Origin of the sequence: Paenibacillus montaniterrae (assembly GCF_018403185.1) — a bacterium.
Taxonomy (GTDB): domain Bacteria; phylum Bacillota; class Bacilli; order Paenibacillales; family Paenibacillaceae; genus Pristimantibacillus; species Pristimantibacillus montaniterrae.
This window is the reverse complement of sequence record NZ_BOSE01000008.1, coordinates 258,045-283,585: the sequence shown is the minus strand read 5'-3', so window position 1 is coordinate 283,585 and position 25,541 is coordinate 258,045. Positions and strand designations below refer to the sequence as shown.

At 49.8% G+C, this 25,541-nt stretch carries 24 protein-coding genes; 19 read left to right on the top strand and 5 right to left on the bottom strand.

Features of this window, described 5'->3' with window-relative positions:
- Positions 1–249: 249 nt before the first annotated feature.
- From biuH to KJS52_RS20155, 9 genes are all read left to right on the top strand, one after another.
- Positions 250–942: a biuret amidohydrolase gene (biuH, locus tag KJS52_RS20195; RefSeq protein ID WP_213518822.1), complete on the top strand. Its 693-nt coding sequence runs from the start codon at positions 250–252 to the stop codon at positions 940–942.
- Between the two features lie 20 nt (positions 943–962).
- Positions 963–2,735, top strand: a complete 1,773-nt coding sequence (gene atzF / locus KJS52_RS20190) for an allophanate hydrolase (RefSeq protein ID WP_213518820.1) — start codon at positions 963–965, stop codon at positions 2,733–2,735.
- A gap of 373 nt (positions 2,736–3,108) precedes the next feature.
- Positions 3,109–4,632, top strand: coding sequence for an ABC transporter ATP-binding protein (locus KJS52_RS20185; RefSeq protein WP_213518818.1), 1,524 nt, complete (start codon positions 3,109–3,111; stop codon positions 4,630–4,632).
- Complete coding sequence (locus tag KJS52_RS20180; protein WP_213518816.1) at positions 4,629–5,684, top strand: ABC transporter permease; 1,056 nt, start codon at positions 4,629–4,631, stop codon at positions 5,682–5,684. The genes KJS52_RS20185 and KJS52_RS20180 overlap by 4 nt, the downstream gene beginning before the upstream one ends.
- Positions 5,681–6,586 (top strand): ABC transporter permease, encoded by a 906-nt coding sequence (locus KJS52_RS20175; RefSeq protein WP_213518814.1) that lies wholly within the window; start codon positions 5,681–5,683, stop codon positions 6,584–6,586. The genes KJS52_RS20180 and KJS52_RS20175 overlap by 4 nt, the downstream gene beginning before the upstream one ends.
- Positions 6,587–6,750: 164 nt before the next feature.
- A complete protein-coding gene (locus tag KJS52_RS20170) occupies positions 6,751–7,944 on the top strand; it encodes a BMP family ABC transporter substrate-binding protein (RefSeq protein WP_213518812.1) in 1,194 nt (397 codons plus the stop codon).
- 26 nt (positions 7,945–7,970) lie between these two features.
- Entirely contained in the window at positions 7,971–8,420 is a 450-nt protein-coding gene (locus KJS52_RS20165) for a cupin domain-containing protein (RefSeq protein WP_213518810.1), read from the top strand.
- 27 nt (positions 8,421–8,447) lie between these two features.
- On the top strand, positions 8,448–9,140 hold the full coding sequence (locus KJS52_RS20160; RefSeq protein ID WP_246563796.1) for a cysteine hydrolase family protein: 693 nt from the start codon (positions 8,448–8,450) through the stop codon (positions 9,138–9,140).
- A 45-nt stretch (positions 9,141–9,185) separates the two neighbouring features.
- A complete protein-coding gene (locus KJS52_RS20155; protein WP_213518808.1) occupies positions 9,186–10,826 on the top strand; it encodes a PucR family transcriptional regulator in 1,641 nt (546 codons plus the stop codon).
- A gap of 381 nt (positions 10,827–11,207) precedes the next feature.
- On the opposite strand, the gene KJS52_RS20150 is transcribed toward KJS52_RS20155, so the two are convergent.
- The gene (locus tag KJS52_RS20150; protein WP_213518806.1) at positions 11,208–11,915 is read right to left on the bottom strand and encodes a class I SAM-dependent methyltransferase; all 708 of its coding nucleotides are present in this window, start codon (positions 11,913–11,915) and stop codon (positions 11,208–11,210) included.
- Positions 11,916–12,136: 221 nt separating this feature from the next.
- On the opposite strand from KJS52_RS20150, the gene rpsF reads away from it, so the two are divergent.
- From rpsF to KJS52_RS20130, 4 genes are all read left to right on the top strand, one after another.
- Positions 12,137–12,421, top strand: a complete 285-nt coding sequence (gene rpsF, locus KJS52_RS20145; RefSeq protein WP_213518804.1) for a 30S ribosomal protein S6 — start codon at positions 12,137–12,139, stop codon at positions 12,419–12,421.
- 33 nt (positions 12,422–12,454) lie between these two features.
- Positions 12,455–12,949: a single-stranded DNA-binding protein gene (gene ssb / locus KJS52_RS20140; protein WP_213518802.1), complete on the top strand. Its 495-nt coding sequence runs from the start codon at positions 12,455–12,457 to the stop codon at positions 12,947–12,949.
- Between the two features lie 42 nt (positions 12,950–12,991).
- Positions 12,992–13,267: a 30S ribosomal protein S18 gene (gene rpsR, locus KJS52_RS20135; protein WP_213518800.1), complete on the top strand. Its 276-nt coding sequence runs from the start codon at positions 12,992–12,994 to the stop codon at positions 13,265–13,267.
- Positions 13,268–13,456: 189 nt separating this feature from the next.
- Positions 13,457–14,629: a cation:proton antiporter gene (locus KJS52_RS20130; protein ID WP_213518798.1), complete on the top strand. Its 1,173-nt coding sequence runs from the start codon at positions 13,457–13,459 to the stop codon at positions 14,627–14,629.
- 100 nt (positions 14,630–14,729) lie between these two features.
- On the opposite strand, the gene KJS52_RS20125 is transcribed toward KJS52_RS20130, so the two are convergent.
- Together KJS52_RS20125 and KJS52_RS20120 are read right to left on the bottom strand one after the other, a co-directional pair.
- Positions 14,730–15,122: a hotdog fold thioesterase gene (locus tag KJS52_RS20125; protein WP_373871375.1), complete on the bottom strand. Its 393-nt coding sequence runs from the start codon at positions 15,120–15,122 to the stop codon at positions 14,730–14,732.
- Positions 15,123–15,146: 24 nt separating this feature from the next.
- Positions 15,147–16,070: a 1,4-dihydroxy-2-naphthoate polyprenyltransferase gene (locus KJS52_RS20120; protein WP_213518796.1), complete on the bottom strand. Its 924-nt coding sequence runs from the start codon at positions 16,068–16,070 to the stop codon at positions 15,147–15,149.
- 195 nt (positions 16,071–16,265) lie between these two features.
- On the opposite strand from KJS52_RS20120, the gene KJS52_RS20115 reads away from it, so the two are divergent.
- The 6 genes from KJS52_RS20115 to menC all read left to right on the top strand — a co-directional run bounded on the left by KJS52_RS20115 (position 16,266) and on the right by menC (position 23,912).
- Positions 16,266–17,669, top strand: coding sequence for an isochorismate synthase (locus KJS52_RS20115; RefSeq protein ID WP_213518794.1), 1,404 nt, complete (start codon positions 16,266–16,268; stop codon positions 17,667–17,669).
- 110 nt (positions 17,670–17,779) lie between these two features.
- Entirely contained in the window at positions 17,780–19,546 is a 1,767-nt protein-coding gene (gene menD / locus KJS52_RS20110; RefSeq protein WP_213518792.1) for a 2-succinyl-5-enolpyruvyl-6-hydroxy-3-cyclohexene-1-carboxylic-acid synthase, read from the top strand.
- A gap of 12 nt (positions 19,547–19,558) precedes the next feature.
- A complete protein-coding gene (gene menH, locus KJS52_RS20105; protein ID WP_213518790.1) occupies positions 19,559–20,383 on the top strand; it encodes a 2-succinyl-6-hydroxy-2,4-cyclohexadiene-1-carboxylate synthase in 825 nt (274 codons plus the stop codon).
- 2 nt (positions 20,384–20,385) lie between these two features.
- On the top strand, positions 20,386–21,207 hold the full coding sequence (menB, locus tag KJS52_RS20100) for a 1,4-dihydroxy-2-naphthoyl-CoA synthase (protein ID WP_213518788.1): 822 nt from the start codon (positions 20,386–20,388) through the stop codon (positions 21,205–21,207).
- Positions 21,208–21,280: 73 nt separating this feature from the next.
- Positions 21,281–22,753, top strand: a complete 1,473-nt coding sequence (locus KJS52_RS20095) for an o-succinylbenzoate--CoA ligase (RefSeq protein ID WP_246563793.1) — start codon at positions 21,281–21,283, stop codon at positions 22,751–22,753.
- Between the two features lie 31 nt (positions 22,754–22,784).
- Positions 22,785–23,912, top strand: a complete 1,128-nt coding sequence (gene menC, locus KJS52_RS20090; RefSeq protein WP_281425657.1) for an o-succinylbenzoate synthase — start codon at positions 22,785–22,787, stop codon at positions 23,910–23,912.
- A 95-nt stretch (positions 23,913–24,007) separates the two neighbouring features.
- Here the strand turns inward: menC and KJS52_RS20085 are convergent, their stop codons facing one another.
- Complete coding sequence (locus KJS52_RS20085) at positions 24,008–24,895, bottom strand: class I SAM-dependent methyltransferase (protein WP_213518779.1); 888 nt, start codon at positions 24,893–24,895, stop codon at positions 24,008–24,010.
- Between the two features lie 63 nt (positions 24,896–24,958).
- Positions 24,959–25,444, bottom strand: a complete 486-nt coding sequence (locus KJS52_RS20080; protein ID WP_213518777.1) for an RrF2 family transcriptional regulator — start codon at positions 25,442–25,444, stop codon at positions 24,959–24,961.
- Between the last annotated feature and the right edge of the window lie 97 nt (positions 25,445–25,541).

The window sequence follows — 25,541 nt, the reverse complement described above, 5'->3', positions numbered from 1 at the left end:
CTTCAATACCTCAATACCTCAATACTTTTACATCCCTTTGTGTTGCTTCACTCTCTTCAAATCTCATTTTTCTGCACTATCCGAGTCAATGATACATAATGTGACACAATTCTTGCATTCTCCCTCTTTTCTTATGATGAAAAACCAACATTTCTCACAAATATTTGTGGAATAACTACAATGAATCGTTACTGACGATGTTATATAATGTAACAAAGAAACATATATTGCACGAAAGAGGTGTTATGAATGTATATTCAAGCAAATCCTTATCATTATCCTTATAATGGAAATCTACGCGCTGACAACACTGCGTTAATGATTATTGATATGCAAACTGATTTTTGCGGGCCTGGCGGCTATGTCGATCAAATGGGCTATGATCTATCGCTTACACGGCGAGCTATTGAGCCGATTAAAGCTTTGCTTGAGGTTGTGCGGCAAATTCCCGACTTTACAGTAATTCATACGCGCGAAGGGCATAAGCCGGACTTGTCTGATCTGCCAGAAAATAAACGCTGGCGCAGTGCGCAAATCGGTGCGGAAATTGGCTCGCAAGGACCGGCAGGTAAAATTTTAGTACGAGGAGAAAAGGGCTGGGACATTATTGAGGAGCTGTACCCTGTAGCAGGCGAATTTATTATCGATAAGCCTGGCAAGGGAAGCTTCTATGCGACAGATCTTGATCTGATTTTGCGCAATCGCCGAATTGAAAACATTATTTTGACAGGCATTACGACGGATGTTTGCGTGCATACGACGATGCGCGAGGCCAATGACCGCGGCTACGAATGCTTGATTTTGGAGGATTGTACGGGCGCGACGGATTACGGCAATCATTTAGCTGCATTAAAGATGGTGACGATGCAGGGCGGCGTATTCGGCAGTGTATCCAACTCAACGAATGTAATTGAGGCGTTGAAAGCGCTGGCGGGCAAGTAGAAGAGAAGGAGTGTGCAGCGATGATTCAAACAGAACGTTATGATATGAAAAGCATCAGTCACTTAAAGCAGCTCTATGCGGATGGCGCGATTACTCCGCGTGAAGTAATCGAAGCAATCATTGCCAAGGCTGAAGCCGAGCAGGCGCTGAATATATGGATTACTCCGCCGCGCATGGAGCGAATTCGCCCTTATCTTGATCGTCTGGCAGCCAGCTCTCCGGAGCAGCTTCCGCTGTGGGGCATACCATTTGCGATCAAGGACAATATTGATTTGGCGGGAGTGCCGACTACAGCTGCTTGCCCGGACTACGAGTATATTCCGAAGCAGCATGCAACGGTGGTCGAGCGTTTAATTGCGGCTGGTGCAATTCCGGTTGGCAAAACGAATCTCGATCAATTTGCAACTGGCCTTGTTGGCGTGCGCAGCCCTTATGGCGAGGTGCATAATGCGCTGCGCCCCGAGCTCATAAGCGGCGGCTCAAGCTCTGGCTCGGCCGTAGCAGTAGCGCGCGGCCAGGTTATGTTTGCACTTGGCACGGATACGGCCGGCTCTGGACGCGTGCCCGCCGCGCTTAACGGCATTATCGGCTATAAGCCGAGCGTAGGCGCATGGCCTGTGAAAGGCGTTGTGCCCGCCTGCCAAAGCATTGATTGTGTCACTGTATTTGCCAATACGATTGAGGACGCGATGCAGGTGGATCAATGTGTGCGCGGTGTCGATCACACCGATCCGTGGTCGCTGCAGCGTCCCAAGGTCATTCCAGCGCTGCCTGCCAAGGTGCTTCTTCCCGCTAGCCAGCTGACGTTTTTCGGCGATTATGCCGAGCAGTACAGAGAAGCGTGGCAGCGTACAGTTGCGGCGGTGCATAAGCTGCAGCTTCCTGTAGAATATGTTGATTTACAGCTCTTTCAGGAAGCGGCCAAGCTGCTGTATGAAGGGCCATTTGTCGAGGAACGCTGGGCAGCACTGGGCAGCTTTGTTGAAGCGCATGAAGGCAGCACGTTGCCGGTCACGCGCGATATTTTACAATCAGGCAAAGTAAAGCAGTATACAGGCGCGGCAGTGTTTCAAGCCCAGCACCAAATTCAGCGCATGAAGCTGGAAGCCCATCGCAAGCTGGCCCACGCCGTAATGATTCTGCCGACAGTAGGCGGCACCTACACTCGCCAGCAGCTGCAGGAGCAGCCAGTGCTCTACAATAGCCAGCTGGGGCTGTATACCAACCATTGCAATTTACTTGATTTGGCTGCACTTTCGGTTCCAGGTGCAGCAGCGGGAGAGGACTTGCCGTTTGGTATAAGCTTATTTTCCTTGCCGGAGCTGGAAGGCGCTAACGTGGAGCTGGCTGCTCGACTGCAGCGGCTAATATTGCAGCAGCAGCAAATGTCGCAGGAGGAGCTGACTGTTCCGAGCGTGCTAGTAGCTGTCTGCGGCTTGCATATGCGAGGCATGCCGCTGGAGCCGCAAATGCAGCAATGCGGCGCAGCCTTTGTCAAGGAAACGAAAACAGCACGCGCATACCGACTTTTTAAGCTGGATACCGAGCCTAGCAAGCCTGGACTTATTAAAGTGCCACAGGAGGAAGGCTGCGAAATTGTGGTAGAGCTATGGCGGATGCCGCTGCACAGCTTTGGCTCATTTGCAGCTGCTATTCCCGCTCCGCTTGGCATCGGAAAAATCGAGCTAATTGATGGCACGGAGGTTAGCGGCTTTGTTTGTGAGGGGTATGCGGTTAAAAATGCGCAGGATATCTCTGTGCTCGGCAGCTGGAGAGCCGCTGTTGGCAGCTAAGTGCATTGGGTTTTTGGCGTATAAGCAGAAGCAGGTTCATTTCTTGTTAACAATGTAAAGATTAATAACATAAAATCCTCTATAGAGTAGACGCAGCTGCTGATTGCTCGCAATCTGGCAGCTGCGTCTTTTTGCATGCATACAAAAGCCAGCGACATGCAATGTGGAGCTCTCATAGCTAGCTTCAAAAAAACGAAGGATTTAACGTTATATACGCGTTAGGTTTATGAGCGAAAACTAAATAAAAGTACATATATTTATAGGTATAGTATAAAGATTATTACATATTCATGTTATATAATCTACCTATAAAGAAAAACAACGCAACATGTCATATAAACTGACAATAATTCACAACAGGAGGGGATGGACAATGGAAAAGCATGATGAGCGCTATCTCCTGAAAACAAAAGGCTTGACCAAAGTATTTGGACCGCTGGTTGCAAATAGCGAAATTGATTTGGTCGTCAAGCCAGGCTCCATTCATGCCATATTAGGTGAAAATGGAGCGGGCAAAAGCACGCTGATGAAAATGCTCTATGGCGTATACGCGCCAGATGGCGGTTCCATTATGATGGACGGCGAGGAAGTGGAGCTTCATCCACCAACGAAGGCGCGGGCCAAAGGAATAGGCATGGTGTTCCAGGATTTTCGCGTTGTTCCGGCCTTGACTATTTTGGACAATATTGCGCTATCAGTCGAGAAGGGCTTCACCTTCAACCGGAAAAAGCTGAAGCAGCGCATTATTGAAATTTCCTCTAAATACGGTCTGGCAGTCAATCCGGACGCCTATGTATGGGAGCTCGATCTTGGACAACGTCAGCGGCTGGAAATCGTCAAGGTGCTGCTGGCTGAAAATACGCGCATCATTATATTCGATGAGCCGACGAGCGTGCTGGTGCCGCAGGAGGTTGAAGCCTTTTTGAATATGCTGCGCATGCTGCGTGCCGATGGCTATGGCATATTGCTAATTACACACAAAATTAATGAGGTGCTGGCTTGTGCCGATCAGGTTAGCGTGCTGCGCAGCGGCGTTCTCACGTATACGGCAAGCAAGGAGGACGGCTTAACGGCAGATCAGCTTATTGGCGCGATGATGGGTGACAAGGAACTGAAGACCGTTGAAAAGCAAAGCGGCATACAGACCTCGAGCGAGCTGGCGTTAGTAATCAAGGACGGAATGATCAAGGGTGATTATGGCGAAGTGATCATTCAGGATTTAAACCTGCAGGTAAGGAAAGGGCAGATCGTTGGCGTAGCTGGCATATCCGGCAGCGGACAGAAGGAGCTGGCAGAGGTTTTGTTTGGTCTGCGCGGCCTGCTTAAAGGAAGCATTGAGGTGGCTGGCAAGCCTTTAAAGCCTGATGTGCGCGCTTTTCTTGAAGCGGGTGTCAGCTTTGTATCCGAGGACCCGATTAAGGAGTCGGTTATTCCGGGCTTCAGCATTTTGCAGCATATGGTGCTGGACGGTATGGAGCTTAAGAAAAAAGGGCTGGGCATCGACTGGAAAGCGTTGGCGCAAGAGCTGGAGCAAAGCGAGCAAGCGCAAGCACTGGCGCTGGCAGCCAGCAGTCGAAGGGCCGACACGCTGTCAGGCGGCAATGTGCAGCGAATGGTGCTGACAAGAGCGCTAATTCGCAAGCCAGAGGTGCTGATCATCAGCTACCCAAGCCGCGGGCTTGATATCGGTACGACACGTACGATTCAGCAGCATTTGCTAGAGCTAGCGAAGCAAGGCACAGCGATCGTGCTGTTCTCCGAGGATTTGGATGAGCTGTTCAAGCTGTCGGACCAACTGGTCGTGCTTGCCGGGAAGCGGCTTACGTCGCCATATGAAACAGCGTCAACCAATGCAGCCCAGATCGGCCAATTAATGCTGAAAGGAGAGTCAGCATGAGTCAACCAACATCAATCGCATTCGAGAGCAAATCTACCTTTCTGCAGCGTCATTCCTCGTGGATGATTCAAACAGCAGCCATTATTGCGCCATTTATTTTGTTCGGTATTTTTCTAACCTTTTACGAGGTTAATCCAATCGAGCTGTACAGCTCAATGGTTGCTACTACATTTGGAGATTTATATGGCTTTGGCGAGGTGCTGCTGAAGGCTACTCCATTTATTTTAACCGGCTTGGCCGCTGCTTTGCCCGCCAAGGCAGGTCTTGTCAATGTCGGCGGGGAAGGCCAGCTGGCGATTGGCGCCTTGTTTGCAACCTGGTTTGCAATCTTTTATTTGGATCAAATGCCTGCGCTGATCGGCATCCCGATTATGCTGCTGGCAGGCGCGCTGGGCGGAGCTGCCTGGGCTTCAGTAGTAGCAGTATTGAAGGTTAAAGGCAAGCTGAACGAAACGATTACGAGTGTGCTCCTAAACTATGTGGCGGTATTTATTGTCGGCTTTTTTGTTCATGGCATGCTGAAGGACCCTAATTCCTTCAACTGGCCATTCTCCCCCGAAATTTCCTATAGCTTGCGGCTGCCGGTCATTAATGGAACCCGCCTGCATATCGGCTTTGTCATCGCCATCGTTTTGGCAGTCGCTGTTTGGTTTATTTTAAGCAAAACGAGATTGGGCTACCGCATACGCGTGCTTGGCAGCAATCGGCTGGCGGCAGAGCGTGCCGGTATGAACATTAACCGCATGTACTTTTGGGTGCTGCTTGCTGCTGGCGCGATCGCGGGTATTGCCGGGATGATCGAAATCGCTGGCATTGAAGGCAGACTGCGGGCCACGGTTGGTACGAACTTTGGCTACCTTGGCTTTTTGGCAGCAATGATGGCGTGGAATAACCCGCTTCGCCTGATGGCTACCGCATTTTTGCTCGGCATGATTAGCGTGGCGGGCAATAAGCTGGAAATTTTCTCAGGACTGCCGTCTTCCTCGGTTAATATTTTGATGGCACTTGTACTGTTCTTTATTCTTGGCAGCGGAAAGTTGGTGAAGCGATGATTGCAGATATTTTAACAGGCGCGATTCGATCAGGCACGTCAGTGATGCTTGCCAGTCAAGGAGAGCTTGTATCGGAGCGGGCAGGAGTAATCAATTTGGGAACGGAAGGCTCGATGCTGTGCGGCGCACTCGGCGGCTTTGCGGTTACAGTCTGGAGCGGCAATCCTTGGCTCGGCACAGTTGCAGGTGGGTTATGCGGTTTGCTGATCTCATTGATTCACGCCTTTCTCGTCATAAGCTGCGGCGCCAATCAGCTGGCGACTGGCTTAACGATCATGTTCTTTGGCATGGGGGTAACGGCGTTTTTTGGCAAAGGCTTTGTCAGTCAGCAAATTGTCGGCTTTAATCCTGTACCGATCCCGCTATTGTCCGATATTCCTTATCTCGGCAAAATTTTGTTCAATCATGACCCGCTTACCTATTTGTCAATGCTGCTTGTACCAATGCTTTGGTACCTGATCTTCCGTACGAGACTTGGCATTATTTTGCGGGCGGCAGGCGAGCGTGAGGAAGTGTTGTTCGCAAGCGGCATTAATCCGCGGCTTGTTCGCTATTTGGCTGTATTGGCAGGAGGCTTTTTGGCAGGGATCGGCGGCGCACAGCTATCGATCGCTTATACGCACAGCTGGGTGGAAAATATGGTCGCTGGTCGCGGAGTTGTAGCAGTAGCACTCGTTATTTTTGCATCCTGGAAGCCGGTTCAGGCAATGCTGGGCGCCTACTTGTTCGGGGCGGCTCAAGCGCTGCAGCTTACTGTGCAGCAGCAGGGGTTGGCGATCTCGCCTTACTTTCTGTTTATGGTGCCGTACGTGCTGACGCTGGTAGCTTTGCTCATTGTTGAACGACGCAAGCAAAGTCAAACGCCGGAGGCGCTCGGCAAGGTGCTCGCCGGCTCGGGCTGACGGGCTAAGACGAAGCAGGTTCACCAATTGCTCGGCTCGGCAAGCATTCACAGCAACGAAAGAGACGAGACTGGGGCAGGCGAGCATTAGCCGTTAATCCGGCAATAGAAGCTAAGCTTTACGCAATAGATAGAGAACATCATATCACACTGGAGGGAAACAACATGAAATCAACGTCAACATGGAAGAAATCAAGCCAATCGATTATTTTACTGCTTGTGGCCGTGATGCTGCTGCTTGCAGGCTGCAGTCAGCCAAGCAACCCTGCTAATACAGGGACGAATAGCAATAGTGAAGGGACTGGCGGCGGCAATGCGCAGTCAAGCGATGCTGTGCCAGGCGTTGGCGGCTCAGCTGTCGGCTTTATCTTCGTCGGCACGAAGGATGACTACGGCTACAATCAGGCAGCTTATCTGGGCAGCGTAGCAGTTGAAGAAGCGTATCCCGATTTGAAGGTGCTGCGTGCTGAGAACGTGCCGGAAAGCGCGGAAGCAGAGCGTGTTATGGAGCAAATGATTCAAGAAGGGGCAAAAATTATTTTCCCTACCTCCTATGGGCATTTGGAGCCTGCGTTGAATGTGGCGAAGCGTCATCCTGATGTACTGTTCTACCATCAAGGCGGCTTGAAAACAGCAGAAAACCTCGGTACGTATTTCGGAACGATTTGGGAGCCTGTTTATTTGGCTGGTGTAGCTGCCGGCAAAATGTCGCAAAGCGGCAAGCTTGGCTTTATCGTATCCGTGCCGATTCCACAGGTTTTGCTTAATATTAATGCCTTTACGCTTGGTGCTCGTTCCGTTAATCCTGAGGCTACGACCAATGTTGTATTTACAGGCAGCTGGTGCGATCCTGGCCAGCAGGCCAATGCAGCCAACTCGCTTATTGATTCAGGCGTAGACTTGCTGAGCTTGCATCAGGATTGTATGAAAACGGTCGTTGAAACAGCGGAACGCAGCGGTGTAATGACTGTCGGCTATCATGCGGATGCCTCCGAGCTGGCGCCAAATGGCTGGGTTACCGGCTCGGAATGGAACTGGGGTGAGCTGTTTGTCGATATGGTTAAGGTTGGCACGGCAGGCGAGTTTAAAGGAAGCCAGTATGACGGCAAATATCGCGGAACACTGGCCGACGATGTTGTAAAGCTTAGCCCATTTGGGGCCAACGTGCCAAGCGATGTTGTCAGCTACGTTGAGCAGCAGAAGGCAGCGCTGCTGTCGGGTGAGCTTAACCCATTTGCCGGACCGATCAAGGATCAGAGCGGAAACGTAAAAATTGAGGAAGGTCAGGAGCTAACCGTTGAGGAGCTTGAATCTACAGATTATTTGGTTGAAGGGGTTATTGGTACGATTCCACAATAACGGCACAAGAAAGGAAGGCTATGTCCATGAGCAGGCAAGAGGTAACGGTCGTAAAGGAAGCAAAGGAGCAGCATTGGCAGCTTATGCCTAATCATGTTGAGCTGTACCATCGCGAGCTGTTGTCTGCAGCGGAGGCGGATTCCTTAGGCATACGAGCCAATTCAATTTTGTGGGAGAAGATCGGCGTTGGTGGCGCCGTTCTTCCTCACTACCATAATGTAGCGGAAATTATTCATATAACGAAAGGCAAGGTGAAGCTGCTTTGCAATGGTGAGTGGCAAAGCTACCAGGCTGGCGATACGTTTTTAGTGCCGGCTCAGGTTGTGCATTCTGTTGCCAACGATGATAGTGAGCCAACCGAGCAGCTTAGCATCTTCCTGCCCGTTGAGGCAGCAGTGCCGGCCAATCGTTTTTTTGAAACGACGCTGGTCGATATAACGCTGCCGCAAGCAGCTGCAGCTCAGCACGACAACTAACAACGATTGTGGAGGGAGGCTTGCACGATGACGCAGACGAACATGATGACGAACACGATAACGCCTGCAAAGCCCTATGTGTATTCGTACAGCCCAGCGACAGCAGCACTGCTCATTATTGATATGCAAAATGATTTTTGCTCGTCGGGAGGCTTTGGCGAGCTGCTTGGCAACGATATTTCAGCAACGAGAGCGATCATTCCAACGGTGCAGAAGGTGCTTGCAGCGGCTCGCTCGCAAGGGATGCTAGTTATTCATACGAGAGAAGGGCATTTGCCTGATTTATCGGATTGTCCGCCCTCCAAATTAGCACGCAGCCGCAAGCAAGGAGCGGGAATCGGCGATCCCGGGCCAATGGGGAGAATTCTAATTCGAGGCGAGCGAGGGCATGATATTGTGCCCGACCTTACTCCTATTTCCGGGGAAATAGTGGTGGATAAGCCCGGTAAAGGCGCCTTCTACCGCACGGAGCTGGATGAGCTGCTGCAGGCGCGCGGAATAACGCATCTGATCGTTTGCGGCGTTACAACTCATGTATGTGTTTCAACAACAGTCCGCGAGGCGAATGATCGGGATTACCAATGCGTGGTGCTGTCGGATGGGACAGCTGCATTTGACGCGGCAGACCATGAAGCAGCGTTAAATATGATTCATCAACAGGGTGGAATATTCGGCTGGGTTGCGACAAGCGAAGCGTTTATGCAATCACTTCGCTTGTAGGCTCCTGGCCTTCAATCGCATAATCAACATTGCAAGGAAACAGCAGTGAATGAGGGGAAGGTGGAAGCGATGCATGCAGATGCATTTACAGTAAGCTCCTTGTTTGAGGTGCCTGGCCTGCAGGACGCCGTTTTGCTTGGAGGGAGCACAGGCTTAAGTAATGTCATAACACGCGTCAATGTGATGGAAGTACCTGATGTCGTAGAATGGGTTCGCGCTGGCGAGCTGCTGATGACGACCGGTTATCCGTTCAAGGATCAGCCGGAAAAGCTGGCTGTGCTCGTTGAGCAGCTGGCAGGCAAAGGCATTGCTGCGCTTGGCCTGAAGCCGAAGCGATTTTTTGATGAAATTCCGCAGGAGGTCGTGGAAGCGGCCAATCGCTATGGCCTGCCTTTAATTGAGCTGCCGCCAAGTGCCACCTTTTCCGATCTTGTGCGGGAAATTATGGAGCGCGTGCTTGTGTCAGAGGCGAAGGATTTAATGATCTTGCAAAGCAGAGTTCAAAGACTATCCCAATTGTTGCTACATGGTGATGGTCTAGTCTCATTTTTAAAGCATCTTTATGTGATGATCAACAATCCGTTGCTGCTCATTGACAAGGATCGCAAATTAATCGTTCCGCCAGGGCTGGAAGGCTGGAGCAAGACAGTCAAAGACAGCGAATGGTCGAAGCTGCTTGGCACAGAGCGGCTGGACAGCAATGTAATTGCTGTCGGAAATGAAAGCTTTCATGCGCATAGTGTAACTGTACCGGGAGATACCATGTACAACTACCGCCTGGTCGTCATTGAGCAATACAATCATTATCGCACGGTTGATGCGCTTACCTTGAATTGGGCGACCCGTTTGCTTGGCTTTGAAATTAGCAATATGCAGGTGCGGCAAAATATTGAGACCAAGTATTTGGAGCAATTTGTTCAGGATTGGCTATCAGGCCGCATGGTATCCAGCATGGATTTGCAGTTGCGCGCCGAGGCTTGCGGATGGCCGATGGAACCTACAAGTGCGTATATGGTCGGCTCGGTTTCATTTTGGGAGGAGCAGCCCAATGTCAAGGAGCTGCAGCAAATTGTAAAGCAATTGCGCTGGAATTCAGAGCTGGTGCCAGAGGTACAGCTAATGTGGACGCTGCTTGAAGGTGAGCTCGTCTGCCTTATTTCCCATCAGGGCAAGCGGTGGAGCGAGGAGCAGTATAAGCAGCTGGCCCATAAAATCCGTCAAAGCTTGGCTAGCGAGCTGGGAGAGCGTAAAGCGACGCTTTGCTTAAGTCGCGCTGTCGCGCAAGCAACGGATGTAGCTAATGCTTATCGCGAGGCGCGCCGTGTTATGGAAATCCGCAAAGTGTATCGCACGCAAGAGGAGGTGCTGCATTACAATCAGCTAGGCGTATACCTGCTGCTGTACCGCATGCAGGGAAGCGAGGAGCTGGAGGAATTCAAGCAGCTTTATTTGTATCCGCTGCTGGCTATGGAGCGCAAGCAGCAGGGAGCGCTGCTTACGACGTTATCCACCTATTTTGCCTGCAACTGCAACGCCAAGGAAACAGCGGAAAAGCTGTATGTTCATTATAATACTGTCAATTACAGACTTGAACGAATTCGCAGCGAGCTGCAATTGCGGCTTGACGATCCCGAAACTAAGCTTTTGCTGCAGCTGGCGATTAAAACGTATCATTTGCAGGAATAGCATCTATCTATGTTTATTCATGCACGAGCAGGAGCAGGAGTAAAACCGTTCTTAAATGCGCAATAGCCCCACCCGCAATCTCACGATTGTGGATGAGGCTTTTAAGACGGTGTTTGATTAGTTGCGCAAAGGTTCATTTATTGCAAAGAATTTGTTACGAAAAACATCTCAGCGTAGGCTAAGTCATACATTCGTATCCATCAGCATTCACAAAGGTTTGCAATGGTGTTTCTTTGCTGCATTTAACTGCAATGAACGAGCAAATCTGTTGAACTCTTATCGAAGTACAACGGAACCACACCTCTCTTCACCGTCGATTATATAGTGCCACGCTTGGCCCAGCTTTATGCACGCACGGATAACATTTTTCAAAGTAATTTGTTAATCTTTTCTCGCGCGAATAAATAAAAACTGCGGTCTTTTTGTAAGCCGTTCATACGTTTCAGGCAGCACTTGCTTAAAAGCTTCTGTCGGCATCGGCTCGTCCACCTTTTCAATAATGAATCCACTTTCCAGCACATAAGAAAGTATGGCGTTAAGCGGTCTGCGGTAAAACTGCATAGCAACTTTGCCATGTGGCGTATTCCATTCATCGTCCAGCAGCTCGGTTAAAAAGTAATTATCGCGGTTAAACAGCGTGAAGTCCATAAATGGGTGATGCACAGACATAACCAGCGTGCCGCCGCTTGTTAAGATGCGGTGAAATTCGTTTAGCACAACTGTCCAGTCCTGCAAATAATGCAAGGTAAGCGAGGAGATTACGATATGATGGGAGGCGTCGTTGATAAAATCTAGCGGTTTACTTAAATCGGCCTGATAAATGTCTGCTTGCTCTCCTACTCGCTTGCGCGTCATCTCAACCATGTTGGGGCTAAAATCAATAGCCGTCACCCTGGCGCCGTGATCCAGCAGCCATTGGGTATACCAGCCTGCGGCACATGCCGCATCCAGCACTTGCTTTCCCGCCACATTCGGCAGTAAGGAAATCGTTGCTGGCCGCTCATAATAGGCGTTATATGGCTTTGTGTCAAAATCATTAAAATACGACTCAGCCAATTGTTCATAAGCCTCATACGAAATAGAATTCATAAAACTCGCCTCCTTAAATGATCGTACATCATATTGTATAGTATTTGCATGGCAATCACCATGCCCATTTCCCGCTACATTTCCATTTAAAATGATCGCGACAAGCTCTTGCTTTCCTTGCTATCTGTTTAATAGTTTGCTATAATCTTTGGGTGCGAGTTAAACTCGCTTTTCCTTGCTCCATCAAATGGGGCCGTAAGTCCAAAAGGAGGTGAAATGAAATGCGCAAATATGAAGTGATGTACATCATTCGTCCAGATGTTGAACAGGAAGCTGTTCAAGCTCTAGTTGAGAAGTTCAATAATGTCATCTCTAACGGCGGTGAGGTTATTAAAACCGATATTCTTGGTAAACGTCGTCTTGCGTATGAAATCAACAAGCTTCGTGAAGGTCAGTACGTGTTAGTACAATTCACAGCTCCGGCTGAAGTTGTTACTGAGCTAGACCGTGTCATGAAAATTGCCGATGAGGTAATTCGTGTGTTGATCGTAAGAGATGTTGCTTAAGAAGTGGTAGGTTTCGATTGGGAGGTCATGTAGATGTTAAACCGTGTCATTTTGATCGGTAGATTGACAAGAGATCCAGAGCTTCGCTATACACCCGCTGGTGTTGCCGTAACTCAATTTACAATTGCTGTTGATCGTCCGTTTTCCGGAAGCAACGGCGAGCGTGAAGCAGATTTTATTCCAGTTGTGACATGGCGTCAACTGGCGGAAACCTGTGCAAATTATTTGCGCAAAGGTCGTCTGACAGCTGTTGAAGGTCGTATTCAAGTAAGAAATTATGAGAATAACGAAGGCAAGCGTGTCTATGTTACGGAAGTCATTGCCGATAATGTTCGCTTTCTGGAATCGAATCGTGAAGGCAGTCAGCGTGATGAAAGCTATAGCGGCGGTGAAGGGTACGCTGCAGGTGGTGGTGGTGGAGGCTATAACCGGCCGTCACAACAACAGCCGTCACGAAACAGCAATGTCGATCCATTCAAAGATGATGGGCGCCCAATTGATATCTCTGAAGATGATTTGCCGTTCTAAGAGAAAACATGAATTGAATTTTTAACGAAAGGAAGGGTTCGAATGAGCTTCAAAAAAGAAGGCGGAGAAGATCGCGGCGAGCGTAAATTCGTTCGTAAAGGCGGACGCAACAAGCGCCGTAAAGTTTGTTACTTCACAGTGAACAAAATTACGCACATTGATTATAAAGATACTGAATTGCTTAAAAAGTTTATCAGCGAGCGCGGTAAAATTTTACCTCGTCGTGTAACTGGAACAAGCGCAAAGTATCAACGTCTATTGACGATTGCAATCAAGCGTTCTCGTCAAATCGCATTGCTACCTTACACTACTGAATAGTAGTTAAATATGTAAGAAACATTAGGAGGAGCCTGTCACCAAGGGCTCCTCCTGTTTTTTTGCCGACTTCACTGTTTAAAAGTGGTTGTCGCAGATAAAACTATCCCTATGCCTCATTCAGGCGTCGGTTATTTATGGAGCCCGTTGTTAACGGGCCTTATTTTATTTTAATGGGTGAGGAGGAAGTCGATGGAATACATTTTGACTATCGTCGTTATATTATTGTTTACAAAGATTGCGGGTCACTTATCGGTAATGCTTGGGCAGCCATCGGTATTGGGCAAGCTGCTTGCCGGTATTTTATTGGGACCAGCGGTGCTAAACTGGGTGCAGCCAAGTGAATTTGTTGATCTTTTTGCCGAGATCGGCGTGCTGCTGCTTATGTTTATTGCCGGGCTTGAAACCGATTTGCAGCAGCTGAAGGAAAATTGGAAGTCTGCAGTAGCTGTTGCGCTTGGGGGCATTATTCTGCCGCTTATTGGAGGTTATAGCTTGGCAGCGGCGCTTGGTCTGTCCCAGGCTGAATCTATGTTTATAGGGCTGCTGCTTTGCGCTACGAGCGTCAGCATTTCAGTTCAGGCTTTAAAGGAAATGAATCAATTGAACTCGCGGGAAGGAACGACCATCCTGGGGGCAGCGGTCGTTGACGATATCGTGGTCGTTATTTTGCTGGCGATTATGACGAGCTTTTTAGGGGTTGGCGGAGGCGATGTCTCGATCCCGTTGCTAATTGGCAAAAAAGTTATTTTCTTCGCAGTTATTGCAGTAGCAAGCATTTGGCTAGTGCCGTTCATTATGAAATTTGCAGTCAAGCTTAAGGTGACAGAAGCAGTTATGAGTGGAGCGATTATTGTTTGCTTTGGCTTTGCTTACTTTGCGGAATGGCTGGGAGTTGCAGGAATTATCGGTTCATTTGCAGCAGGTATTGCCATCGGTCAAACGAAATTTCGCAAAGAGGTGGAGCATCGCGTAGAGCCGATTACGTATACGCTGTTCGTACCTGTATTTTTTGTAAGCATCGGCCTTAATATTACATTTACAGGGCTAGGCGATCAAATTGTGTTTTTAGTGCTGTTAAGCGTAATTGCAATTATTACAAAGCTGCTGGGCGGCGGGCTTGGCGCTCGCTTGACGGGCTTCAATACGAGATCGTCACTCATTATAGGAGCGGGAATGATTTCGCGAGGCGAGGTTGCCCTCATTATCGCAGCTTCTGGACTCGCTTCAGGTTTGTTGCCGCAAAGCCACTTCACAGCAGTCGTGCTAGTCGTTATTGTAACGACATTGGTAACACCGCCAATGCTTAAACTGATGTTTTCTCCGAAAAAAGCGGAGCAGCAAGGGGTTACGCTCGACAGCTAAGTCGGCAAAGGAATCATTGATCTATAACTAGAAAGCGAGTGCTCGCCGTGAATGAATGGCGAGCACTCGCTTTTTCTGCATGATGCTATATGGTGGCTGTTTACTGCTCCGGACGCTTGGGAGAAATTGCAACCGTGCAGCGGGAAATGCAGATCAGGCGATCCTGCTCATCGGTAAGCTTGATTTCCCAAACCATGCTGCGGCGACCCCTGTGCAGCGGCATGCCGGTAGCTGTGACAATGCCCTGGCTTACACTGCGCAAATGGTTAGCGTTAATTTCCATGCCCATTGCAACCTCTCGCTCCTGATCGATGCAAGCCCATGCGCCAATACTGGCTACGGTTTCCGCCAAAACGACAGAAGCGCCTCCGTGCAAATAGCCAAATGGCTGCTTCGTCCGTTCATTGACCGGCATTGTGCAGATCACTTTTTCCGGTGTAAGCAGCAAGGTTTCGATGCCTAACGCTTCAATAATTGTTCCTTTAATATCCATCATTTCCATGAGCATGCACCTGCCTTATGCTTGAAATTGGTTGATTGCGAATTGGATCAAGTAGCTGATTGTTAGCAAAAAGCCGAAAATCGTGTTTAGCTTGCCAGTTGATTTCATGGCCGGCATCATTTCAAATGCAGCGGTTTTTCCCTGGAACTGCTTATAGGCTTTCACTGCCTGCGGCACGCTGAGCCAGACAAGCAAGGCCCAAGGCGTCGTATGCTCAAGAAATACAAGGGCAACGATCCATATAAATGCAATCGCGAACATGGCGCCAAGAAATTGAATGGCGCGAGTTTGCCCTAACAATATCGCTATCGTGCGGCGTCCATGCTCCTTGTCGCCTTCAAGATCTCTAATATTGTTAGCCATATTGATTGCGCCGATTAAAAAGCCTACACTAATAGAAACGAAAAAATGGCTCCAGCTAAAGCTTCCGGACTGGATAAAGTACGTTATCATAATAATAACCGGACCCATAAAGAAGCCGGAAAACAGCTCGCCGAGCGGTGTGTAAGCGATTGGCAATGGCCCGGCGGTATAAAAATAGCCGACTGCCATCGACAGCAGACCAATCGCGGCGATCCACCAGGAGCTGGCGTTGCAAATATAAATGCCGATTAATAAGGCAATAAAGTAAAAGATAAAGGCCAGATTGCGTACAAATTTTGGCGCTACGCCATCGCGTACAATTGTACCGCCGATGCCGACTGAATCTTTGTTGTCGAGTCCGCGAACATAATCATAATATTCGTTAAACATATTGGTAGCAGCTTGAATAAGCAGCGAGGCCAGCATCATCAAAATGAATAAAGGAATATCCATGCTGCCGTCCGCCAAAGCCATGGCAGTACCTGTGAAAACAGGCACAAACGATGCTGTAAGTGTATGTGGTCGCATTAATCTCCACCATACGTTACTGCTAACAGTTTGCAGTTCAGTTTGCATATCAACGCATCCTTACTATTAAAGTATAGTTGTTCAAATTTATGGTTAGTGGAAGTTTTAAACACGCATTATAAGTTTAGGGGAAGGATTCTGTTGTGTCAACGCTCTAAACTTGGCAGGAAGTTGACGATATGCGGGCATGAGTGTATTCTTGAAAAAGATAAAACGGCAAGGTTTATGACAAGGGTGAATAACGTGGCTTATAGTAAGTTAAGCACGAATATGTACAGCATAATGGAAAAAGGTCAGCGACAAGCCCGTCTTTTCGGTAAGCAAGTGTTGGTCAGCTCCGTTTTTGAAATTGACAAAACGGATTTGCCAGCCTTTTTTTCATATAAAAAGCGTATGTATCGTGGCAATCGTTTTTTTTGGTCTGAGCCTGGACGAGCGTTGACATATGTCGGCTTGGGGAGCGTATTTACGCTTGAGGCAAATGATCCGGAAAACCGTTTTCAGTATGTTGATTCAATATGGCAGGAGCTGGCTGCATCTGCTGTTGTTGAAGGCAAAAGCTCGCCATATACAGGACCGATCCTATTTGGCGGCTTTTCTTTTGACCCGTATCGTGCACAGTCCGAGAAGTGGAGCGATTTTGCTCATACTAGCTTTGCTGTGCCTAAATATATGGTTACAGCTCATGACGGCAAATTTTATTTGACCAGCAATCGCTTGGTGCAGGCTGATGATGCCGTGCTTGATGATGAAGAGCTGGCTCAAATGCTTAGTGATTTGCAGCAGCTTGCGCCTCTTCAAGCCGAGCAAGATACAGACTGCCCTGCTATGAAGGAGGAAATTGTACCATCTGATTGGATGGAGGCAGTACGCGAAGCGGCTTTGTCGATTCGTGAGGGGCAACTGGAAAAGGTCGTACTTGCGCGCTCTTTAATGCTTCAAGGCAAGGAAGCTTTCAGCAGCGAATCTGTCTTGCTCAGCCTGCTTGAGGAGCAGCTGAACACGTATGTGTTTGCCATCGATAAGGAGAACAGCTGCTTTATTGGCGCTACGCCAGAGCGTTTGATCAAGCATCAGCAGCAGCAATTGCTGACGCTGTCGTTAGCTGGTACGATTGGACGAGGCGGCTCGCCGACGGAGGATGAAGAGCTGGCTAGCTTTTTGAGCAATGATGTTAAAAATTTGCATGAGCATAAGCTAGCTGTCGATATGATTAAGTCGGCGATGCAGGAGCTGTGTCTGCAGGTGGACGCGCCTAATGCCCCGATTATTCGCAAGCTGAAGGATATTCAGCATTTGGCTACTCCTATTTCGGGCGTAATTAAGCAAGGGGTAACGCTGCTGCAGGCGGTTGAAGCGCTGCATCCGACACCTGCGCTTGGAGGCATGCCGCGCGAGGAAGCAATTGAGGCGATACGGCGTCTTGAGCATATGGATCGAGGCTGGTATGCGGCGCCGATCGGCTGGATGAATACGGAGCTGGAGGGCGAATTTGCGGTGGCGATTCGGTCTGCTTTGCTGCTTGAGGCTAAAGCCTATTTATTTGCAGGCTGCGGCATTGTTGGCGACTCCGATCCGCTTAGCGAGTATAAGGAGACAGCGCTGAAGTTCAGGCCGATGCTGCAGGCGCTAAGGGCGCTTGAATAACTAGAATAAATGGATCGGATAAGGCAGGCTTAGTAAGCTGCCTTTTTTCTGCAAGTATCGGAAAAAAAAGCAAAAAACATAGTAGGTAATGCTTTCCAGGAGGGAATTAGATGAGCAACGAAGGGACAACGTTATATTTAGGTGCATTTGTTGATGAATTGGTGCGATCAGGACTCAAGCATATGGTTGTCAGCCCTGGCTCTCGCTCTACTCCAATTGCAGTGCTTGCGGCGGAGCATCCGGACTTGAAAATATGGATTCAAATCGACGAGCGCTCTGCTGCTTTTTTTGCATTAGGCCTTGCCAAAAGCAGTCGCCAGCCTGTAGCGCTGCTGTGTACATCCGGCACGGCGGCAGCCAATTACTATCCTGCGATTGCTGAAGCGAATTTGTCGCGCGTGCCGCTTGTTGTGTTGACGGCAGATCGACCGCATGAGCTGAGAGGGGTTGGAGCGCCGCAAACGATAGATCAGCTTGGCATGTACGGCAGCCATGCCAAATGGTTTATGGAGATGCCGCTGCCAGAGGCTGCGCCAGCTATGCTGCGTCATGCGCGCGTTACGGCGTCAAGGGCGATGATGACAGCAGGGACAGCACCGGCTGGAGTGGTGCACTTGAACTTCCCGCTGCGCGAGCCTTTGCTGCCGAATCTTGATCATCCGCAGCTGTTTGCTGATGCGCGGCGCGACAATAGTCAGGCCTATACCGCCGTTGCCGAGGCTCAGGCTGGCTTATCGGAAGCAGTGCTGCAGCAGCTGGCTGCTGAGCTGTCAGCGACGCGCAAAGGGCTTATTGTTTGCGGGCCGCATGATGATCCACGCTTCGCGGAAAGGGTAATCCAGCTTGCCGAGCTGCTGCAATATCCGATTATTGCTGATCCGCTGTCGCAGCTGCGTAGCGGAGCGCATAGCAAACGGCTAATTATTGATAGCTACGACGCTTTTTTGCGGATTGATTCCATTGTGGAGGAGCTGCAGCCTGATGTGCTGCTCAGGTTTGGCGCGATGCCGGTTTCCAAGCCGCTTCTGCTTTATATGAGCAAGCATGAGCAAGCGAAGCATATTGTAGTTGATGAAGCGGGCTGGCGTGATCCGACCTTGCTGGTGGCAGCCCGCGTGATGGCTGAGCCGGCTATATTTTGCGAGCAGCTTGCCGCCAAGCTTGGACAAGAAAGAAAGGGAGATGCCAATGCGGATTCAGCATGGCTGAAGCGCTGGCAGCAGCTGCAGCTCAGCTCGCAAGAGGTGCTGACAGAAGCGGCAGCAGCTGAAGCGGCTGGCGGGCTGTTCGAAGGCTCGGTTGTTTATCAATTGCAGCAGCTGATGAATCGCCATAGCACGCTGTTTGTCGGCAATTCAATGCCGATTCGCGATGTGGACAGCTTCTGGCGAACGGACGATAAAGGAATTCGGATGATGGCTAATCGCGGCGCTAATGGCATTGACGGTCTTGTATCGACAGCGATGGGCGTGAGCGCTATGCAGCGCGGAACGGTGCTGCTGCTTGGCGATTTGTCCTTTTATCATGATTTGAATGGCTTGCTGGGGGCGAAGCTGCATGGGCTCGATCTTACAATAGTTATCGTAAATAACGATGGCGGCGGGATTTTTTCCTTTCTGCCGCAGGCGCAGCTGCCGAATCATTTCGAGACGCTGTTCGGCACGCCGATCGGGCTTGATTATGAGCATGCCGCCAAGCTTTACGGCGGTCAATTTCAGCGCGTCTACAGCTGGGCACAGTTTCAGCAAGCCTTCCAGCAGGCTCAAGCGAGCGGTGGGCTGCAAATGATTGAGCTGCCTACTGATCGCGCAGTTAATGTGGAGCTGCATCGCAGCATTTGGCCAAAGCTGGCTGAGCGCTTGGCAGCGGAAAGCTGAAGGTGAACAAGCATGAAGCTGGATATTCGAGACGTACAGTATGAGGTCAATATAGCCGGTGCAGGGGCGGGGGAGCCGCTGCTGCTTATTCATGGATTTTCAGGCTCTCAGCGGCAGTGGCAGCCTTTTATTGAGCGCTGGGCGAGCCGTTACCAGCTCATTTTGCTTGATATGCTTGGTCATGGCGGTACTTCTGCGCCAGAGCAAGCAGAACGCTACAGCACGCAGCAAACCGTAAAGGATATAGAGCAGGTGCTTGAGCATTTCAGAATAGAGTCGGCCCATGTGCTTGGTTACTCAATGGGCGGACGGATTGCGCTGTCGTTCGCGATGCTGGCAGGAGGCAAAGCATGCTCGCTCATCCTGGAAAGCAGCTCGCCCGGGTTAGCGTCGGAAGAAGAGCGAGCGGCGCGCAGAGCGAGTGATGATGCATTGGCAGCGCGGATCGAGCAGCAGGGCATTGCATGGTTTGCCGAATATTGGGGCAGCTTGCCATTGTTTGCCTCGCTGCAAAAGCTGCCCGCAGCCGCTCGTCAGCAGCTGCATGAAGCCAGGCTGGGCAATAACCCGTTTGGCTTGGCGCAAAGCTTGCGCGGCATAGGAACTGGCCAGCAGCCTTCCTGGTGGGAGCAGCTGCACCAGTTAACGATACCTGTGCAGCTGATCGCCGGCAGACTAGACAGCAAATACTGTGATATTGCGCAAGCCATGCAGCAGCGGCTGCCTTGTGCGGAGCTAGAGCTTGTTTCAGAAGCTGGACATAATGTACATATGGAACAGCCGCAATTATTTGATACAATAGTAATGAGATTTTTAGATCAGATAAGGAAGGTGTAAGCATGTCAGTAGTACCTTGGGTGAAGCAAGGAGAATACGAAGATATTATTTATGAAACCTATGAAGGAATGGCCAAGATTACGATTAATCGTCCAGAGGTTCGCAACGCTTTCCGTCCAAAAACGGTTTCAGAGCTAATTGATGCATTTGCTTGGGCTCGTGATGATGCGAGCATTGGCGTTATCATTTTGACGGGTGCAGGAGATTTGGCGTTCTGCTCTGGCGGCGACCAAAAGGTTCGCGGTCATGGCGGATATGTTGGCGAAGATCAAATTCCTCGTCTTAATGTGCTTGATTTGCAGCGCTTGATTCGTACAATTCCAAAACCGGTTATCGCGATGGTTGCAGGTTACGCAATCGGCGGCGGGCATGTGCTGCACATTGTATGCGACTTGACGATTGCCGCGGACAACGCGCGCTTCGGACAAACTGGTCCAGTTGTCGGCAGCTTTGATGGCGGCTACGGCGCAGGCTATCTGGCTCGCATCGTAGGTCATAAAAAAGCTCGTGAAATTTGGTACTTGTGCCGTCAATACAATGCGCAGGAAGCGCTGGAAATGGGACTTGTCAATACAGTGGTGCCGCTTGATCAGCTAGAAGCTGAAACGGTGAAATGGTGCCAGGAAATTTTATCGAAAAGCCCAACCGCGCTGCGCTTCCTAAAGGCCGCGTTCAACGCGGATACAGATGGCCTTGCAGGCATTCAGCAGCTGGCTGGCGATGCTACATTGCTCTATTACACAACTGACGAGGCGAAGGAAGGCCGCGATGCGTTCAAGGAAAAAAGAACGCCGGACTTCAACCAATTCCCTCGCTTCCCTTAATAAATATACGATGGTAACACTAAAACGGCATTTCATCGTCATCAAAGCCAGTCATAATTAAGGAGGCTTTACTATGCGAATGCCAATATGGCTTGAGAAGCGGGCATCGTTAACGCCGGATGCAGTGGCAGTGGAGAGCGAGCAGAATCGTCGGATTACCTTTGCCGAGCTACGTCAGCGCTCCCGCAGCATGGCTGCAGAGCTGTTGAACATGGGCGTGCAGCCAGAGGAGACGGTTGCTTGCTTATGCGACAGCAGCCTTGAGCTGATTGCGCTTGTTCATAGCATTCCGTATACGGGCGCAATGCTTATGCCGCTCAATACCCGTCTTACCGCGCCTGAGCTGTTGTATCAGCTGCAGGACAGCCAAAGCCGCGTGCTTATTTACAGCGACAGCTTTGCACATATAGCAGCCGAGCTGAAGCAGGCAAACAGCATGCTGCAAATCTTGTCCATACATGAATTATCAAATACTGCAGCAGTCGTGGATACGCGACTGCTGCATGACGTTGCAGCCGATGCAGTCTATACGATTATGTATACGTCAGGCACTACTGGAGCGCCGAAGGGCGTGCTGCAAAGCTACTCCAACCATTGGAGCTCGGCTATAGGCTCCATGCTTAATCTTGGCTTGACGGAGCAAGACAAATGGCTCGTCACCGTACCGCTTTTTCATATAAGCGGTCTGTCTATATTGCTGCGCAGCGTAATCTACGGCATACCGATCGTTTTGCAGCCCAAATTCGCTCCTGAGCAGGCTAACGCCGCCATTATGGAGCAGGGCGTGACGATTATGTCCGTGGTCAGCAATATGCTGGCACGCATGCTGGAGGCAATGGGCGAGGCGCGTTATCCGCAGAGCTTTCGCTGCATGCTGCTTGGTGGTGGACCAGCCCCGCTTGCGTTGCTGCAAGCTTGCGTGGAGCGAGGCATACCTGTGATGCAAACCTATGGTATGACTGAAACCTGCTCGCAGTTTGCTACTTTGTCGCCGCAATATATGCTTAGCAAGCTTGGTTCAGCGGGTAAGCCGCTGTTTCAGTCGGAGCTGCGCATTGTGAGCAGCGGAGTCGAGCTTCCAACTGGACAAGCGGGCGAAATTGTCGTGCGCGGACCCAATGTTACAAGCGGTTACTTTAATCGGGATGCTAAAGATAGCTTTATCGACGGCTGGCTTCATACTGGCGACATTGGGTATGTCGATCAGGAAGGCTTTCTTTATGTGCTTGATCGTCGCAAGGATTTAATTATTTCAGGCGGCGAAAATGTATATCCGGCGGAAATCGAGGCGGTTTTGGCAGGGCATCCTGCTGTTTTGGAGGCAGGTGTTGCCGCTATTGCCGATCAAGCCTGGGGACAACGGCCTGTCGCATTTGTAGTGCTGCGAGCAGGCGAGGCATTTGCTGAAGGAGAGCTGCTTGATTATTGTCGGGCAAGGCTTGCGAAGTACAAGCTGCCAGCTGAGATTTATGCTGTCGCCGAGCTGCCGCGCAACGCTGCGGGCAAGCTGCTGCGCCGCGAGCTGTTGGCGCTGCTTCCTCAATGAATTTGCAAAAATCGCAAGGGATGTGGGGCATGTGAAGATTGAAGCCGTTACATTGCATCGCATTCGCATGCAGCTTGTTATGCCTTTTGCTACATCGTACGGAACGTACCATGATCGCGAGACCATTATTGTTCAGGTACAGGATGAGCAGGGCTTGTCGGGCTGGGGGGAATGCGTTGCCTTTGAAACGCCATGGTATACCGAAGAAACGGTACAAGGAGCATGGCATATGCTGCAGCAATTTCTTATCCCGCTTCTACTGCAGCAGCCATTAGACGATCCGCAGCAGCTCAGCGGGCGCTGGAAGGGTGTTAGACGCAATCCGATGGCGAAAGCAGGATTGGAGATGGCAGTATGGGATTTATTCGCCAAGCAGCAGCACAAGCCGTTGTACCAGCTTGTAGGCGGAGTCAACAGGCAGCCCAAGGTAGGCGTAGCGATTGGCTTGCAGCGGGAAATTCCCGACTATTTTCAACTAATTGATCAATATGTTGAGCAGGGCTATGAGCGGATCAAAGTAAAGATTAAGCCGGGCAGCGACCTATCGTTAATCTCCGCCCTGCGCGCACGCTATCCGCAGCTTGCGCTAATGGCTGATGCCAACTCTGCTTATACGCTGGCGGATGCGGAGCATTTGCAGAAGCTGGATGCGTTTGGTTTGCTTATGATCGAGCAGCCGTTGGCAGTAGACGATATTATCGATCATGCCAAGCTGCAAAGAGAGCTGCAAACCCCGATTTGCCTAGATGAAAGCATTGTCAGCTATGACGATGCAAGGCATGCGCTTGAGCTGGAAAGCTGTCGTGTCATTAATGTGAAGCTTGGACGGGTAGGCGGCTGGAACGAAGCGCTTCGAATTCATCAGCTTTGTCAGGAAAAAAATGTCCGATTATGGTGTGGCGGCATGCTGGAAACTGGAATTGGCCGCGCTCATAATATGGCGCTTGCTTCCTTGCCTGGGTTTACGCTTCCTGGCGATATTTCTGCTTCCTCCCGCTACTGGGAGCGCGATATCATTGCCCCGGAGGTTACGGTAGCTGGTGGCAGAGTGACCTTGCCTGACCTGCCAGGCATAGGCTTTGCGGTTGATCAACGGTTTTTGCACAGCTTAACGCTCGATAAGCTGGTTGTACAAGCGGCTGATGCTCAGCCGATGTAATGTGAACATGCCTAGAAGGGCTGTCGAAAGGTGCAGGACTTTGGTTTTGCTGGACAGCCCTTGTCTACCTATCCATATTTATTTATTATATGGCCTCAAGCTCTCGAATACATATTTTGATCCTGCAAACGAATCAATACTTTGCCAAACCGCCCGCCCTCTGTAATGGTTACTTTGCCGGATGGATAGGCTTGCTCCAGGTAGTCGGCAATGATGCTTCGTTTCCGCTCATCGATCGACTGACGGTGATGGCTAAGCCGTGTCAGCACATCCTCTAAGGTGGCTTCTCTGGAAACTTCCTTCGTTTTGGCTTCCTTCGTAATTAGCGATTCATAAGCATAGCCCTTGAGATATAGCAGATGCAGCAAATAGATCATTTCTGTAGGTTTCGACGGGAAGGGCTGGTCAGTGATAAGCGGCCAAATTTCATTTACGATACTGTGCTCCGCTGGACCTGCAGGCATACTAATATAACAGTACTTCCTCGCGCAATGAAGGATTTTCTCCACGCTATCCCAATCGTGAACGACTGGGCACATCGAAACAAAAACAAGATCGAAGGCCTGGCTCCAGCCTCTAGCCTGCACATCAATATCCTCAAACCTTTCAGATACAATTTTGACTTGGCCCTCGGGGAATGCTGATAGGTTATTCTCTAGCAGCTCAATTAGCGGGGGAGAGGTTTCAACGGCCGTTACTTGCGCCCCTCGCTCTGCAAATGGCACTGAAAATACGCCTGAGGCAGCGCCAATATCCAAAATCGAAGCATTTTCGAATTGAACTCCTTGTCCTTCAATCCAGTTTATAATTCGTTTGCTTCTCTTTCTTCCTTCTTCGTTAAACGATTGCTCGTTAAATGCTTCGGCCTTATGATCGAACGCTCTGGAGGGTTCGATTCCAGCCCTTCTCATCTTCCTTGCAGCAGAATCAAAATCGTTCTTCCATGCTTGCTCCCATACGGCTGAATTAAAAAAATCGTTCATAGTCATTACTCCTTTTTGTTTTTATAGACCTATATTATCCATAATTAGTGTGCAAGAAGTGAGTCACTTCTTGGTTGTATGATGGCTGCATCGTTTAAATGCTTCGTCCAATACCGTCTGAATGGTATGCTCTCGCAAGTATTGATACAGCTGCTGCTCCGCGCCGAACATTACTTTCTCAACCAGGCATCCACTTCGCTCTGCATGCTTCGGATCCTGCTCTGATGCTGCCTCATCTGCTAATATGCTATGCTGACGCGAACGCGAATTCGAGCATGTAAATAGCTGCTGTCTTCCTTCAATCACTTGAATGACATCAAGAAATGTAATCTGATCAGCCGGCCTTGCCAGCTCATAACCGCCATTCACCCCGGGAACAGCACGAACAATCCCGTCTTGTCTCAGCTTGGACATAATTTTCGATAGATAGCTTTCGGAAACGCCAAGTGTGCCGGATAGCTCCTTAATCCCAATGTTGTTGCTGCGCTCAGACTGACCCAAATGAATTAATGCATGCAGCGCATAATCGGTGCTTTTGGAAAATTGCAACGGATTATCCTCCTTCACTAAGATTGAATAAATATAGACCTATGGTGTCCATAATAAGTGATTTTATTCGAAATTGCAATGCTGTTGATCTGAAAAC

Coding starts and splice junctions, on each gene's coding strand:
- KJS52_RS20160 (WP_246563796.1), top strand. CDS start 8,448: ATGACGCAGACGAACATGATGACGAACACGATAACGCCTGCAAAGCCC.
- menD (WP_213518792.1), top strand. CDS start 17,780: ATGAGCAACGAAGGGACAACGTTATATTTAGGTGCATTTGTTGATGAA.
- KJS52_RS20120 (WP_213518796.1), bottom strand. CDS start 16,070: ATGCAAACTGAACTGCAAACTGTTAGCAGTAACGTATGGTGGAGATTA.
- rpsF (WP_213518804.1), top strand. CDS start 12,137: ATGCGCAAATATGAAGTGATGTACATCATTCGTCCAGATGTTGAACAG.
- KJS52_RS20165 (WP_213518810.1), top strand. CDS start 7,971: ATGAGCAGGCAAGAGGTAACGGTCGTAAAGGAAGCAAAGGAGCAGCAT.
- KJS52_RS20185 (WP_213518818.1), top strand. CDS start 3,109: ATGGAAAAGCATGATGAGCGCTATCTCCTGAAAACAAAAGGCTTGACC.
- KJS52_RS20180 (WP_213518816.1), top strand. CDS start 4,629: ATGAGTCAACCAACATCAATCGCATTCGAGAGCAAATCTACCTTTCTG.
- ssb (WP_213518802.1), top strand. CDS start 12,455: ATGTTAAACCGTGTCATTTTGATCGGTAGATTGACAAGAGATCCAGAG.
- KJS52_RS20170 (WP_213518812.1), top strand. CDS start 6,751: ATGAAATCAACGTCAACATGGAAGAAATCAAGCCAATCGATTATTTTA.
- menH (WP_213518790.1), top strand. CDS start 19,559: ATGAAGCTGGATATTCGAGACGTACAGTATGAGGTCAATATAGCCGGT.
- menB (WP_213518788.1), top strand. CDS start 20,386: ATGTCAGTAGTACCTTGGGTGAAGCAAGGAGAATACGAAGATATTATT.
- atzF (WP_213518820.1), top strand. CDS start 963: ATGATTCAAACAGAACGTTATGATATGAAAAGCATCAGTCACTTAAAG.
- KJS52_RS20130 (WP_213518798.1), top strand. CDS start 13,457: ATGGAATACATTTTGACTATCGTCGTTATATTATTGTTTACAAAGATT.
- KJS52_RS20175 (WP_213518814.1), top strand. CDS start 5,681: ATGATTGCAGATATTTTAACAGGCGCGATTCGATCAGGCACGTCAGTG.
- rpsR (WP_213518800.1), top strand. CDS start 12,992: ATGAGCTTCAAAAAAGAAGGCGGAGAAGATCGCGGCGAGCGTAAATTC.
- KJS52_RS20085 (WP_213518779.1), bottom strand. CDS start 24,895: ATGAACGATTTTTTTAATTCAGCCGTATGGGAGCAAGCATGGAAGAAC.
- KJS52_RS20150 (WP_213518806.1), bottom strand. CDS start 11,915: ATGAATTCTATTTCGTATGAGGCTTATGAACAATTGGCTGAGTCGTAT.
- KJS52_RS20125 (WP_373871375.1), bottom strand. CDS start 15,122: ATGGATATTAAAGGAACAATTATTGAAGCGTTAGGCATCGAAACCTTG.
- KJS52_RS20095 (WP_246563793.1), top strand. CDS start 21,281: ATGCGAATGCCAATATGGCTTGAGAAGCGGGCATCGTTAACGCCGGAT.
- biuH (WP_213518822.1), top strand. CDS start 250: ATGTATATTCAAGCAAATCCTTATCATTATCCTTATAATGGAAATCTA.